General features: G+C 52.7%; 16 protein-coding genes. All 16 read right to left on the bottom strand.

The annotated features are described in order from the left end of the window. Nucleotide 1 precedes the first annotated feature (1 nt). Nucleotides 2-445, bottom strand: coding sequence for a nitrate reductase cytochrome c-type subunit (locus tag IE076_RS08860; RefSeq protein WP_209008987.1), 444 nt, complete (start codon nucleotides 443-445; stop codon nucleotides 2-4). Further along, a complete protein-coding gene (gene napH, locus IE076_RS08855) occupies nucleotides 442-1,371 on the bottom strand; it encodes a quinol dehydrogenase ferredoxin subunit NapH (protein WP_189436431.1) in 930 nt (309 codons plus the stop codon). The genes IE076_RS08860 and napH overlap by 4 nt, the downstream gene beginning before the upstream one ends. Then, complete coding sequence (napG, locus tag IE076_RS08850) at nucleotides 1,368-2,168, bottom strand: ferredoxin-type protein NapG (protein WP_189436430.1); 801 nt, start codon at nucleotides 2,166-2,168, stop codon at nucleotides 1,368-1,370. Before napG ends, napH begins: the two co-directional genes overlap by 4 nt. 32 nt (nucleotides 2,169-2,200) lie before the next feature. After that, nucleotides 2,201-4,690, bottom strand: a complete 2,490-nt coding sequence (napA, locus tag IE076_RS08845; protein ID WP_209008986.1) for a nitrate reductase catalytic subunit NapA — start codon at nucleotides 4,688-4,690, stop codon at nucleotides 2,201-2,203. Nucleotides 4,691-4,703: 13 nt separating this feature from the next. Next, on the bottom strand, nucleotides 4,704-4,964 hold the full coding sequence (locus tag IE076_RS08840; RefSeq protein WP_189436429.1) for a chaperone NapD: 261 nt from the start codon (nucleotides 4,962-4,964) through the stop codon (nucleotides 4,704-4,706). Continuing rightward, the gene (gene napF / locus IE076_RS08835; RefSeq protein ID WP_189436428.1) at nucleotides 4,961-5,455 is read right to left on the bottom strand and encodes a ferredoxin-type protein NapF; all 495 of its coding nucleotides are present in this window, start codon (nucleotides 5,453-5,455) and stop codon (nucleotides 4,961-4,963) included. Before napF ends, IE076_RS08840 begins: the two co-directional genes overlap by 4 nt. 471 nt (nucleotides 5,456-5,926) lie before the next feature. After that, the gene (locus IE076_RS08830) at nucleotides 5,927-7,015 is read right to left on the bottom strand and encodes a carbohydrate porin (protein WP_189436427.1); all 1,089 of its coding nucleotides are present in this window, start codon (nucleotides 7,013-7,015) and stop codon (nucleotides 5,927-5,929) included. A gap of 381 nt (nucleotides 7,016-7,396) precedes the next feature. Then, the gene (locus IE076_RS08825; protein ID WP_189436426.1) at nucleotides 7,397-7,645 is read right to left on the bottom strand and encodes an NnrT protein; all 249 of its coding nucleotides are present in this window, start codon (nucleotides 7,643-7,645) and stop codon (nucleotides 7,397-7,399) included. Continuing rightward, nucleotides 7,642-7,833, bottom strand: a complete 192-nt coding sequence (locus IE076_RS08820) for a hypothetical protein (protein WP_189436937.1) — start codon at nucleotides 7,831-7,833, stop codon at nucleotides 7,642-7,644. The genes IE076_RS08825 and IE076_RS08820 overlap by 4 nt, the downstream gene beginning before the upstream one ends. A 3-nt stretch (nucleotides 7,834-7,836) precedes the next feature. After that, complete coding sequence (locus tag IE076_RS08815; protein WP_189436425.1) at nucleotides 7,837-9,780, bottom strand: nitric oxide reductase activation protein NorD; 1,944 nt, start codon at nucleotides 9,778-9,780, stop codon at nucleotides 7,837-7,839. Between the two features lie 5 nt (nucleotides 9,781-9,785). Further along, on the bottom strand, nucleotides 9,786-10,583 hold the full coding sequence (locus IE076_RS08810; RefSeq protein WP_063312651.1) for a CbbQ/NirQ/NorQ/GpvN family protein: 798 nt from the start codon (nucleotides 10,581-10,583) through the stop codon (nucleotides 9,786-9,788). After that, nucleotides 10,583-11,950, bottom strand: coding sequence for a cbb3-type cytochrome c oxidase subunit I (locus tag IE076_RS08805; protein ID WP_189436424.1), 1,368 nt, complete (start codon nucleotides 11,948-11,950; stop codon nucleotides 10,583-10,585). Before IE076_RS08805 ends, IE076_RS08810 begins: the two co-directional genes overlap by 1 nt. A gap of 11 nt (nucleotides 11,951-11,961) precedes the next feature. After that, nucleotides 11,962-12,414, bottom strand: coding sequence for a c-type cytochrome (locus tag IE076_RS08800; RefSeq protein ID WP_189436423.1), 453 nt, complete (start codon nucleotides 12,412-12,414; stop codon nucleotides 11,962-11,964). A gap of 189 nt (nucleotides 12,415-12,603) precedes the next feature. Then, nucleotides 12,604-13,320 carry a Crp/Fnr family transcriptional regulator gene (locus IE076_RS08795; protein WP_244649644.1) on the bottom strand — a complete coding sequence of 239 codons (717 nt, stop codon included), beginning with the start codon at nucleotides 13,318-13,320 and terminating at the stop codon, nucleotides 12,604-12,606. Nucleotides 13,321-13,748: 428 nt separating this feature from the next. Then, nucleotides 13,749-14,579, bottom strand: coding sequence for an ABC transporter ATP-binding protein (locus IE076_RS08790; protein ID WP_244649643.1), 831 nt, complete (start codon nucleotides 14,577-14,579; stop codon nucleotides 13,749-13,751). Then, complete coding sequence (locus IE076_RS08785) at nucleotides 14,566-15,426, bottom strand: ABC transporter ATP-binding protein (RefSeq protein WP_189436421.1); 861 nt, start codon at nucleotides 15,424-15,426, stop codon at nucleotides 14,566-14,568. Before IE076_RS08785 ends, IE076_RS08790 begins: the two co-directional genes overlap by 14 nt. Nucleotides 15,427-15,436: the final 10 nt, after the last annotated feature.

The raw sequence follows: 15,436 nt of genomic DNA, 5'->3' as shown, positions 1-15,436 counted from the left end.
TCTAGCGTTTGCTTGACGGAGCAAATTCATTCTGCACGAGCGGCTCGGCATCAACCTGCGGAACGTGGCACTGCGTGCAGAACCAGCGTGTTCCGGCAACCCGGTCCAGCTGGCGTCCTTCCCGGTCCGCATAGTGTGTCATGGACAGTGTTGGTGCTTTTTTCTCACCTGCATTGGTCCAGTCATGGCATGTCAGGCACTGGTTCACTTTCAGGTCCACCTGATAGGCAGCAGTCTTATGCGGCACCAACGGTGGCTGCTGGCGGAACTGACGGTTCACCCGCGTGTTTTGCGGGCGGGCAATTGGCTCTACGAAGACAGGTTCATCCACCTGTACACCCCGCAAAGACTTTACCCCCTCTGCATGCGCACCCAAGGCAGCAAAGCCGGTAAGGTTCAAAACCGCCATAATGGTGATAGCCTTCCAAGGCACTCCCGTTTTCATTTGTGACCTCCCATAGCTTTGGTCGTGACCGGAACGCGGGGGCCCGGTTCGATTGAAGTAGGTTGAATAAGTTGAGTATCGAAACGATGGGTGAAACCAAAAACGTCCAGATCACAGACATCAATGCAGCGACCACAAGACGTACAGTCTCTGTTTAAAATCAGTGGGGTATCGTCCCCTCTGCCTCGCAGTGCCGGAGAGATCACATGGTTCTCAGGGCAAACGTCGAAGCAGTCCATGCAATCATCGCAGTCCTCCCGGTTTCGCGCAGAAACCCGAAGCAAGCTCTTGGTGTTCAGCAGGCCGTAAACCGCACCCATTGGGCAAAGATGCCCGCACCAGCCATGCCGGGAGACAAAGGTGTCGAACAAGAACACCATCACCACAGCAGCCCAGGCGAACCCCATGCCAAACACCAGTCCCCGGTGAAGCAGGGTCACAGGATTGACCAGCTCATAAGCAAGAGACCCCGATCCGGCAGCAACCAGCAAAGCCATGGCCAGAACCCAGTAACGGGTCTGCCGTTTCGGCTGCCAGCCCTTTTTCAGATCGAGCCTGCGATGCAGCCAGTTGGCACTGTCCGTCACCACATTCATGGGGCAAACCCATGAGCAGTACAGCCGGCCACCAAAGACGGCATAACTGCCAACTACGATGGCAACGCCAATTAGCCCGCTCAGTTCAGGCCAGTGCCCAGTAACCATTGTCTGTAACAACAAAAACGGATCTGTCAGAGGAAGGATGCCTAACGTCATACTGGAGGTTAGAGTTCCTTTGACAATCCAGAGGCCAGCCCATGGACCTGCAAGAAACAGAGCCAGAATGAGCAACTGGGTACTGCGTCTGAGCAACAAGAATCTGTTGCGCAGCACCCAGCCTTTCCTCCTGTGAGATGATACAGCCGTGTTTAAGGATTGTGTGGTCATGGCTGCCCCTTCTCCGGCTGGAATACGGGCTCAAAGGCACCTGCATCCGGCATACGATCAGGCAGATCAATCATGCCCGGCACCAATGCATTTCCGGCCTTGGCTTTCTCCTCCCAACCCAGCCGGTAGTGCTCGGCACTTTCCGCTCTGGCGATGCGGCGAGGAAGAACCTTGATGGCAGCTTCCGGCAACACACAGGACTGCTCACATTTTCCGCAGCCCGTGCAGGCATCTGCATGGACGGTTGGTGTGAAGACCGCGTGGCTCCCGGTCCGCGTGTTTGGCGTGATTTCGAGTGTGATCGCTTCATCAATCAGCGGGCAAACCCGATAACAAACGTCACAACGCAAACCGAGGAAATTGAGGCAGTTTTCTTGGTCAATCAAAACCGCCACACCCATATCGGCATCATCGATATTGGTGAGAGAATGATCCAGCGCCCCTGTAGGACAGGCAACAACGCAAGGAATATCCTCACACATTTCGCAAGGCACATCGCGGGCAGTAAAATATGGTGTTCCCGTTGCCGGACCTGTTTCACCAAGCTCGGCAAGCTTCAGGGTGTCATAGGGACAATCACGAACACACAGCCCGCACCGCACACAGGCACCCAAGAACGCCTCTTCAGGAAGAGCCCCCGGCGGTCTGATGGCATCAGCAGGCAAAGCCTTCGCCTGCGCCTGATAAACCGTCAGAAACGTCGCAGCAACAGCACAGCCACACGCCGTGCGGGCTGCGTCGCCAAGAAACTGACGACGCTTTGCACTGCTTAGGCCTGTCTTTTTGAGATCAGACATGGTTCTTATCCATTGCTGCCCTAAGGGTTGCCCTATGCGCTTTCCACTTTACAAGCGCACTTCTTGAAGTCCGTTTCCTTGGAAATCGGGCAAGTCGCATCAAGGGTAAGCTTGTTGACCAACTGACTTGCATCGAAGAACGGCATGTACACCAGGCCCCGTGGCACCTTGTTACGCCCTCGTGTTTCCAGACGTGTCAGCACTTCGCCGCGGCGGGTGGAAATGGAGACCTCCTGCCCTCTGCGCAGACCACGTTCACGAGCATCTTGCGGATGCATGAACAGAACAGCAGATGGGAACGCTCTGTGAAGCTCCGGAACGCGCCGCGTCATGGAACCTGTATGCCAGTGCTCCAGCACGCGACCGGTACACAGCCACAGGTCATACTCGTTGTCCGGCATTTCTGCTGGCGGCTCGTATGGCGCAAAGATGATGTTCGCCCGGCCATCTGGCTTGCCGTAGAACCGGACACCCTCTCCCTTTGGAACATAAGGGTCATAACCTTCGCGGAAGCGATAAAGCGTTTCCTTGCCATCCACCACAGGCCAACGCAAACCACGCGCTTTGTGGTAGGTATCAAAGTCCGCAAGATCGTGCGCATGGCCCCGACCGAACCCAGCGTATTCTTCGAACAAACCTTTCTGGACGTAGAAGCCGAAGTCCTCCGATTCATCGTTATTGAAGCCTTCAGCAACTTGTGATACCGGGAACTTGTCGACCACACCATTTGCATAAAGCACTTCAAACAGGGTCTTGCCACGCAGCTCGGGTTTCTTGGCAAGCAGTTCTTCAGGCCAGACCTCTTCGGTCTTGAAGTACTTGGAAAACTCCATAACCTGCCACACATCAGACTTGGCTTCACCCGGGGCTTTCACCTGCTGACGCCAGAACTGGGTTCGACGCTCGGCGTTACCATAGGCCCCTTCTTTTTCCACCCACATGGCAGTTGGCAGAATAAGATCAGCACCAAGAGCTGTAACCGTTGGGTATGGATCGGAAACAACAATGAAGTTTTCAGGATTACGATATCCCGGCCAGCCTTCCTCATTCATGTTAGGCGCGGCTTGCAGGTTGTTGGTGCACTGAACCCAATAGGCGTTCAGATCACCATCTTTCAGCTTCCGGTGATGCAAAACCGCATGGAACCCTGGCTTCTCAGGAATGGTTCCTTCGGGAACATTCCAGGCCGTCTCACAGATCTCACGGTGTTTTGGGTTCTTGACCACCATGTCTGCCGGCAGACGGTGCGCAAACGTTCCAACCTCACGTGCTGTACCACAGGCAGACGGCTGTCCTGTCAAAGAGAACGGACCATTGCCGGGCTCGGAAATCTTGCCAGTCAGCAGGTGCACGTTGTAGCAAAGGCTGTTGACCCAGCTACCACGTGAGTGCTGGTTGAAGCCCATGGTCCAAAGCGACATCACTTTCTTGTTTGGATCAGCATAAATCTGCGCCAGTTTCAGAAGCTTGTCTGCAGGAACTCCGGACATTTCCTCCGTATACTCAAGCGTATATTTGGAAACGAGCTTCTTGTACTCTTCAAACTCAATCTTGGAGATCTTGCCAGACCCGGCATTTTCAGCTTCCTGCTCACGCGGATCATTCGGACGCAGACCATACCCGATATCAGTAGCAGTCTTGGTGATGTTGACGTGCTTATTGACGAAGTCCCAGTTCACCGCATCATTTTCAATAATGTAGTTGGCGATGAAGTTCAGGATCACCAGATCGGTCTGCGGCGTAAACACCATGCCGTTGTCAGCAAGTTCAAAACTACGGTGCTCGAAGGTGGAAAGAACGTGAACTTCGCAGCCCGGCTTGGTCAAGCGGGTGTCGGTAAGACGTGACCACAGGATCGGGTGCATCTCGGACATATTCGCGCCCCACAGCACAAACGCATCCGCATGCTCCAGATCATCATAGCACCCCATTGGCTCGTCAATACCAAAGGTACGAATGAAAGCAGCCACGGCAGAAGCCATACAATGGCGGGCATTCGGGTCAATGTTGTTAGAGCGCAGACCAGCCTTCATGAACTTGGCAGCGGCATAGCCTTCCCAGATGGTCCACTGACCAGATCCGAACATACCAACTGCCGTTGGACCTTTTTCCTTCAGCGCATCCTTGAACTTATCAGCCATCACTGTGAAAGCTTCATCCCAGGAAACTGGCTCAAATTCGCCATTCTTGTCATAAACCCCACCGGTCTTGCGCAGCATCGGGGTCTTCAAGCGGTCCTGGCCATACATGATCTTGGAAAGAAAATAGCCCTTGATGCAGTTCAGACCGCGGTTGACCGGCGCATCTGGATCACCTTGCGTTGCAACAACGCGGTCGTCCTTCACACCTACAAGAACCGAGCAGCCCGTACCACAGAAGCGGCAAGCAGCTTTGTCCCAGCGAATGTCGGAGGCTTTTCCCTGAGCCTCGGCGGACTTTGGTAACGCGATACCAGCTGCAGAGGCAGTTGCTGCAACCGCTGCTGACTTTATAATATCTCTGCGAGATGCCGTGATTGACATGGTTTGCCTCCCGTTAGGCCGCCTTCAGGTCAGGGTCGGTGTTTGGTTCGAATTGATGGTAAGTAATTGCAGCGGATACGACGCCGGGCGTCCGGTGAATCTCCAGCACCTGCTGATCCGCAAAGGTCTCTTCCGTATCCTCTGCCGTCACGACGAGCTGGTTTGTATCCTTATTGGTGATATGAACTTCCACGCCCGGCAGGGCGGACAAAATCTCGGAAACCTCTTGGGTTTTTCCCGCTAAGCAACTAACGAGAATGCCGCAAATGTTCATAGAACCTCCTCTTGGAGTTTGACTTCACGCATTTCGATGGATCCGTTGGGACAGGCAACAAGGCAGGCACCGCATCCGGTACACACTTCACTGTCCAAATCAGGAGTTTGCTGGCCACCAAGGCCAGGATGAAACCGGATCGCCCTCATCTCACAAAAGTCGGCACAGGCCCGACACGCGATCTTTTGATAAGACAGGCAGTTGGAGCTGATGACGGCTTTCATCGCCCAGGGAGCCTTACCGGTCTTCACCAACGCCCCCTCCTTGCAAGCATCGACGCACGCCCCACAGAAACTGCAGGACCCCTTGCCGAAATCGACAACAGCCAATCTGCTCCGCTCAGAAATTCGAAGGATCTTTTCAGGGCACACCGAAATACAATCACCGCATCCGGTACATGCCTCCGAGAACTCATACTTGCCAATACTGTAAGGCGGACACAGACCATCATCCGTGTACTTGGACAAACCAAGAAAACGTCGCCTTTCCATCTGCTCTTGCATGATAGAATCAACTTCTCAACTGAACTTATTAAAATATATCAGCGAGATTACTTTTCGGTTTTGATTGCAATCAAATGTAGCTCGAGAGAAATACTAGTATTGAAAACTCAAGAATTACATTTAACTCGACTTTACTTCTCACATTTCCGTGATGATTTAGCTTTTGTCCATATCTCGAACTACTTCAAACTAAACTAATTTAGCTATTTCTTTTGTGAGCTCAGTGTGTTCCCGCGAACACGAGAAAATCCATGCACAACACCGCCAATTTTAAAGCTGAAATAATCTAGTGTTTTCCTGATCGGCACCGCACACCTCGACACCAACTCTCACCCTCAGAAAAATCAAGATCACATGGTATTTGCACCAAGTTTTTTGTTGGTATCTTCAGTTCAATTTTGCAAGTGATTTGCACTATGAAAAACAAGCCGGTTTTGTACGAAAACAAAGCTGTTTCGCTCAAAAATCAACGGACATTTCAAAGCCAACAACCCACGCATCCGGGATATCCGTCTGACCATTCGGATTGAGCACATACTGCCCATCCACCGTCGTGAAGAACCACTCCGAAAACTGAAAGCGATGGTTCAATTCAAACACCAGCTCATAGCTTTGCCCCGGCAGGTCATCGCTGAAAACACCAAGGTAAAAAGCCCCCGCCGTGATGTCGCCATCCCGACCATTAAACAAGCCTTGATAGTAGGCACCGCCGTTTGCGCTGTAGGGGAATAAGTTGATGCTTTGTCGAGGCGCAACCGAGAAAAAACCCCAAAGACTAAGCCCCTGATCCATTTGTTCCCGATAAACCATCTGATTTCCGAGAAGATATAAACCCCAGTTACCGGCAACTATCCGCTCTGGATCAGAAAACCTCATGTAATCACTCGTATCAAAGTAACCACCAAACCTGTATTGCCCGGGCAGATAGGAACTATCCTCGCCCTGTCCGACCTGGAGCTCACCTTCGGCAACGGTCAGCACACCATCTTCAGGGTTAAATTTGAAAACGAGCCCGTGCATGTCGTTGTTTTGCGCATTGATATCGGCATTGTAAGCCCCAACCGACAAACTCAGAAAATCCAGAGCCCTGACAGTCCCGCGTGCGCCCCACTGACTAAATGGCGGTGTGGTGAATGAGGGAAGATTTTCTAGAAGTTGAAGCGGATTGGGATTAACCCCGGCACTTACATAATACACAAAGGCATCACTGGTCGCGAAATCGGCACCGGCAGAGAGACGACCAAGAGCGATCTCGATCCGATCATTCGCAAGTGTCTGCAATAAGTTAATCTGCGAAATTCCAAAGACATCGCCAATAAAGATCTGTGACACATCAATAACGTTATTGATGTCCTCGCCCGAAAGGTCCCGTCCCAGCCCCTGATAATAGCCAAAACTAAAGCTGGTTCCGGTCAAGCCGAACAGCGTATCCAGATCAAAATCAACACCACCAATAAAGGAGCCCGAATAAGCAGCACTCTGACGTTCACCGCCAACCGGGTTCGCCAGAAGATCGTGGGCGTAGTTCAGCTCCGGATCAATACCCATCTCATTCAGCTTGGTTCGAAATCCCCCCCAATCGCCCGTCGCTCTATCCCAACTCTGGTGATCCTGCGGCCATCGATTGGTCTGTGCAAGCGACGCCCCACTAAAAAGCGCGCACACGCAAAGGCAAGCGAGCAAAATGCCCTGCCAGTTCCTCACAGTATTGGAGAATGTACAGGCAGCAAGCGCACGCAACTGTTGTTTCTCCCAATAGAAACATCCCAACCAGAAGCAACACAACACAGCTCCAGTGTCCTAAAGCTATGCTCGCACAAGACCTTTCCCATCTGAATTGTGAGAAGTGCCAATCAAAACACCTGCACACAAAAAAAGCGCGATCTGAACAGATCGCGCTTTGGCGTCCAGTACCTAAAGATCCAACAGTCAGTCCAGTAATCCGTCCGATTTATCCATGAGGTATCGGATATGTTTTGCGAAGGGATAAGCAAACGGGTAACCGAATACAACGCCACCAGCCATCGCAAGGTAAGGTGACATCACCGGCAGCCCGACCCACGAGAAAATCAGCGACAGGAAGAACAGGTTGATGCCAACGGCCCCGATCCCTAGCGGATACAGGTAGAGCGCCAACCGTCTGACACTGATGCGATTGCTGAGCTCGTCTTCGTTCATCTGCGTTTCACAACCAAATGCACAACAACGAGAGAAGCAACAAGCATAATAGTTGCCAGCAAGAACCAAAGCTCAGCCGTCGCGCTTTGCGGCTGGGGCACCGGGCGCTGATATCCGGAAATTGCAGCCATTGCGGACAAAGGCAGTAGACCTGCCACAAAGCCCAGGACCATGTAAAACAGCTTCATAATCTAATACTCCCTTGTCAGGCTTCTATAGATATCGGGGAGCGCTCGTGTCAGGCGCTCCGGATTTGGAAACAGCGTATAACCACCCTTGCCGAAGATCCGGGCAAACCAGTCCTGCCCATCCTCATCAACAATCACACCATGAACGGCCATGCCTTGTCGGCGCGCTTCACGAACCGCCATATGGCTATCTTCAATGCCGTGAATGCCTTCATAGTGGTCAAGATCGTTTGGCTTTCCATCTGTAAGTACAAGCAAAAGCTTCCGCTGTGTTTGCTGCAAGGCAAGCTGCGCGGTGGTATGCCGGATCGCAGCACCCAAACGGGTGTAGTAACAAGGCTTGAGGCCACCAATCTTCGCGATCACCTCATCGGTCATTGGCTCATCAAAGCCTTTGGCCTTGTTCATGAAAACCCGATCCCGCTTCAGGGATGAGAAGCCCCAGACACCTAGATGATCCCCACTGGCATCAATACCGCCGGATAGTGCTGCCAAGGCCGCACCGGCAATCTCAATAACACTGGAATCGCCAACCGCGCTCTCGGTGGAACGAGATGTATCAAGCAACATCGCGACGGAAAGATCACGCTCAACAGCACGCGCATCCTGGAAGATCCGATCGGATGCATAACCCGATGCCTTGAGATCCACCTGCGCTGTAACCAAGGCATCCAGATCGAGTTCCGATCCCTCAGCCTGACGCATCTGCATAATCCGCTTCGGACGCAGCGCCTCAAACTGGCGCTTCACCTGCCGGATGCGGCGTTTATGATACGGGTCCGTCAGCAGCACACTCTCATAATCTGGCTCAGCATCCTTCTCAAGAACGCGGCAATGGTCATCCAAAAACTTGCGCTGACGATGATCCCACTCAGGGTAGGTGTATTTGTCGGAAAGGCGTTCGTGGTCGGCGTCTTCTGGAGATAAGTCCAGATGCAGGCGCAACCGTGTCGCTGCTTTCCGCTGATTTTTCGAAAGGCTGATATAATCCTGATCATCAGCCGCTTTCTGCGCATTTTCCTCTTCGTCGTCATCCGTACTACGATTGAGGTTCATGCTTTCTACCCAGGAGAGGATCGCCTCAAACCGGTGTAGAATAAAACTGTCTTTACGATCCGCCTGCTCACGTTTCTCACGCTTTGCTTTGCGTTTTGTCGTCGCGCTGGCACCTTGCGGCGTTGGCGGAGCCTGCTCATCAGAGCGCTCTTCACCACGTTCGCCGTTCACCAACTCACTGGAAACCCAGATAGGCACCGGCGCAAAGGGGCAATATCCACGCGGAGCAGTCAGCTTCCAGCGCTCATCAACACACTCCATCGCCTTGCGAATGGTAGCACTGGTGCTGGTCACAGCCCGCGGCCCACCAAGCAACTCAAGCACGATAGCTTCAACCGCAGCTTCCCACTCAGGAAGACTTGGGCGCTTGCGGGTTTGTAAGAGAAATTCGCAGGACTGACGGAAAAAGTCTTGCAGACCAACACACTTTTCCCAAACACGCTCAATCGCCTGCTTGGCCAAAGCTAGGGCCTGAACATCCGCCTGCAACGGATCAACAGGCTTTTCCTGCACATCGCAGTTCGCCGCAAAGGCAGCAAGCCAGATGTAATGGGCTCTGTTCATTTCCGCTTCCGGGAAGACACCCAGAATCGGAGGAAGTCTCAAACGCTCACCATCAAACTCCGACAGAAAGATCGTCTCTGCCGCGTTGCCGAGCTTGCGTTTAACAGGCATGCGGTAGGTTGAAGCGGTTGCCGGAGCTTGGCTGATCTCCACCTTCGCTTCACCACCTAACCCGCGAAACACCACTTGCACGGAGGTGCGAACCTGAGCCAGCTCGACCTCCATATCCTCGTAGTGCACTGGAGCACCCAGACTTGAAGCATAATCATGCCACAGGTTACCTACGGCTTCTTCAGGCTCTAAAAACTCCAGTAATTGCTCTTTCATCAGGCTCACCCGTAAACAACTGCGATCAAATCACGAAGCGCGACCTGAACGTCAGGCTCATCACTCAGTGGTTCAACAACAGAGTATTGCAGTGCTTTCTCAACTGGCATACCACCAGCAATCAGGGAGGCAGCGTAGATCAGCAAGCGGGTAGAGACCCCCTCTTCCAGATCAAGGCTGGAAAGACCACGAATATGGCCAGCAAGACGCACCAGAGATTTGGAACGCTCAACATCCAGTCCGCTTTCTTTAGCAACAACCTGAACTTCGGTTTCCGCATCAGGGAAATCAAAGGTGGTTGAGAGGAAGCGCTGCCGTGTGGAAGGCTTCATCTGCTTCAGAACATTCTGATAACCGGGGTTATAGCTGGCAACGAGCATGAAGTTCGGTGGAGCTTGCAGCTCTTCGCCAGTACGCTCGATGATGAGACGGCGACGGTTATCAGTCAGCGGGTGCAAAACAACCGCAACGTCTTTCCGTGCTTCAATCACTTCATCAAGGTAGCAGATCGCGCCTTCGCGAACCGCCCTTGTCAGCGGACCATCAACCCACTCGGTCACACCACCTTTAAGCAGGTAACGACCAATCAGGTCAGCTGCAGAAAGATCATCATGGCATGCCACGGTGTAGATGGGGCGACCCAGCTTAGCGGCCATATGCTCCACAAAGCGGGTTTTGCCGCAGCCCGTCGGCCCCTTCAAAAGAAGGGGCAGACCTTTGTTAAAAGCCGTTTCGAATAGTGCACATTCATCGGCGATAGGCTGATAATAGGGCACATCAAAAACGTGGTTCTGTACAGTCATTAACGACCACCTTCCAGAACTGCTTTGGCTTCAGGAGTAGAACCAGTGCTTTCAGTGAACAGCTCCTTGCGCGGTACAAGCACAGAGTAGATGAACAGCAGAGCACCGAGCACAACAGCCGCACCAGCACCGAAGCGCATGATGTAGAACACTGTCAGCTGATCCTGTACGGACATGAAGTCTTCACCAACAACACGCTGCATGTGAGTCTGAATGGTTCCGGCAAATGTCAGCACGAAGGTCATGAAGGACATACCACCGGTCATCAGCCAGAAGCTGGCCATGTTGAGAACCTGGTTGTATGGGCTGCGAGCCTTAAGCATTGGCATTGCGTAGGTGAACACGGCAAGGTTCAGAGCGACGTAGGCACCGAAGAAGGCAAGGTGACCATGCGCTGCAGTGATCTGTGTACCGTGTGAGTAGAAGTTCACACCGTGCAGAGTATGCAGGAAGCCCCAGACGCCAGCACCAAAGAACGCAACTGTTGCAGAACCCAAAGACCACAGCAGAGCTGCTTTGTTTGGATGGTTCTTACGACCTTTCCAGACCATGACGAAGGAGAAGGTCATCATCAGGAAGAATGGTATGACTTCCAAAGTAGAGAAGATGGAACCAATCCACTGCCAGTACCCCGGCGTCCCGATCCAGTAGTAGTGGTGTCCTGTACCAAGAATACCGGAGAACAGAGCGGTCGCTACGATGATGTAGAGCCACTTCTCGATAACTTCGCGGTCAACACCGGTAAGCTTCAGCATCAGGAAGCCAAGGATGGAAGCCATCACCAGTTCCCAGGTACCTTCCACCCAAAGGTGAATCACGTACCACCAGTACATCTTATCCAGACTCAGGTTGTCCGGGTTGTAGAACGCAAACAGCCACAGCAGAGAAAGAGCCCAAAGACCGATCACCAGAATGTTGGTAATGGCAGTCTTACGGCCTTTCAGCACGGTCATGGAGATGTTGAACAGGAAGATCAGCGCAGCAACAAGAATGCCCACTTTAACCCAGAGCGGCTGCTCAAGGAATTCGCGGCCTTCGTGAATGCCGAACAGGTAGCTGACAACAGCACCCAGTGTACCAACCACAAGAATGATCAGCTGAATGTAAGCAAGCTTAACGGAGTGGATCTCGCGCTCGCTCTCTTCCGGAATGATGAAGTAAGCTGCACCAAAGAAGCCAAGCAGAAGCCAGACAACTAGTGCGTTTGTGTGCAACATGCGAACGATGTTGAACGGCAGCAATTCCGAAAGGAAATTAGGTGAAACGTAGATCCAGCCTGCGAGCAAGCCGCCCAGCACCTGAATTGCGAATAAACCAAGCGCAGCTACGAAGTAAGCATACGCGACTTTTTGAGAACTGTATTTCATAATACCACCCCTTAACCAGCGTCGTTCGGTGGCCAGTCTTGCGTGTTGGTCTTATCGGCCCAACGCAAGAATTCAGAGAGGCCGCGGACTTCTTCATCAGTCAACTCGAAGTGTGGCATCTGGCGACGCCCTTCGATCCCGCTGGGTTGTGATTCCATCCATGCGCCAAGTGTCTCAGCTGCATCATCCGGATCATCCAGAACACCCCAACGTGTCATCACGTTACCCACTTCCGGTGCAAAGTAAGCACCTTCCCCGTGCAGCGTGTGGCAGTTAATGCAGGAGTTCTTTTCCCAAATGTGTTTGCCGAGCACAACCTCGTCGGTCAGCGGCATCTTCGAAGTAGCCTCATTGACGATGTAAAGATGGCTGTCGATTGTGAGCACGCCAAATATGCCTATGAAGAACAACGATCCCCCATAAAAAATATTTCGTGCCCGCGATTTTGTAAGGAATTCTGACATCTACGGAATCCTATCGTGGTTACGGTCCCGAAGATGATAAAATTGACGTCAAAGGCGAAGTTTGTGCTAGAACAACCTATTCGTCAAATAACTGATATTAGATAAAAAAGCCTTTAAAAACAAAGCGATAGAGACTCAAGAATACTGGTAGTTCTGCCTAGTCGAAGCCGGCTGCTTACCCTGCAACAATCAGGAGTTAGCCATTGGGTCTAAATCCGCCAGGGACTTCAGCTTACCCATGTCGGTCACAACCACCTTTTTGCGCCCGCTGGTCACGATTCCCTGCTTCTCCCAAGCGCTTAGCAAACGGCTAACGGTGTAAAGGGTTGTGCCGGTCATCTCGGAGATATTCTGCCGGGTGAGAGGAAAATCGATTTCCATCCCCTCGTCAGTGGTGCGGCTGCTCTGGATGGCAAGTCTCATCAAAGCTCGCGCAACACGCTGCTCAACCTGCTGCGTCGCTAGCTCCAGAATATGATTGTTTGCCTCAGAGATGCGCTCACCCACGGTCTTGTAGGTTTCTGTCGCAAATCCCTCATACTTTTCGACAAACGTGCTCCACAGATTGGTCGGCCAGAACAGCACAAGGCAGTCATCAATGGCCACCGCACTTGCAGGATATGTCGTACGGCCAATCGCAGGTGCAATCCCCATCAGCTCACCGCTGACGATGTGCCGCGCAATCACCTGATCTCCACCAGCCGTCGTTCGAATAACGCGCACATGACCGTCCAGCAGAAGAAAGAACCTCTCTGCCGTTTCATGCTCTTCAAAAATAGTCTGACCCGCGCTGAAACGCTTAGGCGTTGCTGCGTCTAAAATCTCTCTGACATCAACACGTTCCAGCTTTCGAAACGGGGGAATGTGGGAAATAAGATTTTCATCAAGACTTCTCAAAGAAGACACCGTAGATCAATTAGAAAACACCAAGCCAATCTACGAGTATTTCAGTTCAAAGAACCCGTAGGATGAAGCCGGATGGTTATAGCAGAAAACATTAAGAAATTCACAGTGAACTCATTGGCCTAGTCCATTTTCTGCACATGACTTCTAAGTATGATCTGGACGCTACGTCTTTCTCCCCCAAAAGCGCTATTTTAGGGTGTTCTTCTGCGACAAAATCACCCTCGAAAAGCAACCAAAGGCACCCTGTGCTGGAGCAAAAAAAGTTCCAAAGAGAATCAGAGACCTATCAGAACTTCCACAAATATCGTTGCTGTTCGGCAAACAGGCCCTGACCATAGACAATCAAACCAGTCAGCGAACCCCACCCAGACACTCAAAAGCCCCGCCAAAGGACGGGGCTCCTGACACTCTAAGACGCGTAGACCGGATCAGGCGGCCCCGAAGAACTCCGCATCATATCCCAACGAGGCTTTCAGCAGTTCCTGCGTGTAGGCTGTCTCTGGCTTTGACTGACGCATCGCCTCAACATCCATTACCTCAACCACTTCACCATGCTGCATCACTGCGATCTCATCACACATATGCGCAACCACCGCCAAATCATGCGTCACCATCACATAAGTAAGGTTATGTTCCTTTCGCAGATCAGAGAACAGGTTCAGGATTTCCGCCTGCACTGACACATCCAACGCTGAAGTTGGCTCATCCAGCAGCAGGATCTCAGGCTCCAGCATTAACGCCCGTGCAACCGCCACACGCTGCCGCTGCCCACCGGACAGCTGATGCGGATACCGAAACCGGAAATCTGCCCCCAGCCCAACATCATCCAGTACCCGGAGAACACGCGCATCAACATTATCAAACCCGTGCAGCTTAAGCGGTTCTGACAGCACACGGTCAACCGTATGACGCGGATGCAGCGACGCATAAGGGTCCTGAAAAACCATCTGGATCTTACGCGCAAACGCTTTGTCACGCCTATGCGAGACAGGGGCTCCATCAATATCGATCTCACCGTCCCAGCTCTCAACCAGACCACACACCGCACGTAGCACAGTGGACTTGCCTGAGCCAGATTCACCCACAATCCCGAAGCTGCCACCCTGCTGAACCTTCAGGCTCACATTCCTGACAGCCTGAAGGCGATCCGCCCCCTCACCAAAATAGACGTTGAGGTCTTTGATCTCCAAACGGGCCTCTTTTGTTGCCTCCGCAACCATTGGCTTACGTTCCATCACAGCACTATCAGACCCGGGCATCAACACTGACCTCTTGCTTCCAACTATCCTGACGCTGTAACGCCTCAAGCCGTTCCTTGGGCTCCTCAATACGCGGCAACGCGTTCAGCAGCCCTCGCGTATAGGGATGCACCGCATTGTGCAGCTCACTGGCCTTACAAGTCTCCACAATGCGACCCGCATACATAATGATGATGCGGTCACAGAAAGACGAGACAAGGTTCAGGTCGTGGCTGATGAAGATCAGCCCCATCCCCCGCTCCTGCACCAGCTTGTCCATAATCGCCAGCACCTTCATCTGAACCGTCACATCCAGCGCAGAGGTCGGCTCATCTGCAATCAGCAGCTTGGGGTCGGTAATCAGCATCATCGCGATCATCACACGCTGCCCCATCCCGCCCGAAAGCTCATGCGGGTACGAGTTAAACACGCGCTCAGGATTGCGGATCTGCACCGCCTCTAGCATCTCCAGTGCCCCCAGACGTGCCGCACGGCGAGAGACCTTCGTATGCAGCCGCAACGCCTCGCAAATCTGCTTCCCAACCGTATGCACCGGATTTAGCGAGAACTTCGGGTCCTGCATGACCATGGAAATCTCATGCCCACGAATCTTCCGCATCTGCCGTTCAGAATAGTCCAGCAGGTTCTTGCCGTTAAAGGCAATGGACTTTGCCTCCATCTGCCCCGGAGGGCGGATCAGACGCAAAATACTGCGCCCTGTCATGGACTTGCCAGACCCACTCTCCCCCACAATACCAACCCGCTCACGCCCGACGGAAAACGAAATCCCGCGCACCGCATCAACAGTACCGGCTCGCGTCGGGAAGCGAACCCAAAGGTCCTCAACGCTCAAAAGCGTATCACTCATGGTCCTCTCC

Source organism: Pseudovibrio japonicus (assembly GCF_014651595.1).
GTDB classification, from domain to species: domain Bacteria; phylum Pseudomonadota; class Alphaproteobacteria; order Rhizobiales; family Stappiaceae; genus Pseudovibrio; species Pseudovibrio japonicus.
The sequence above is the reverse complement of the archived record's forward strand: the minus strand, read 5'-3'. Positions and strand labels throughout refer to the sequence as shown.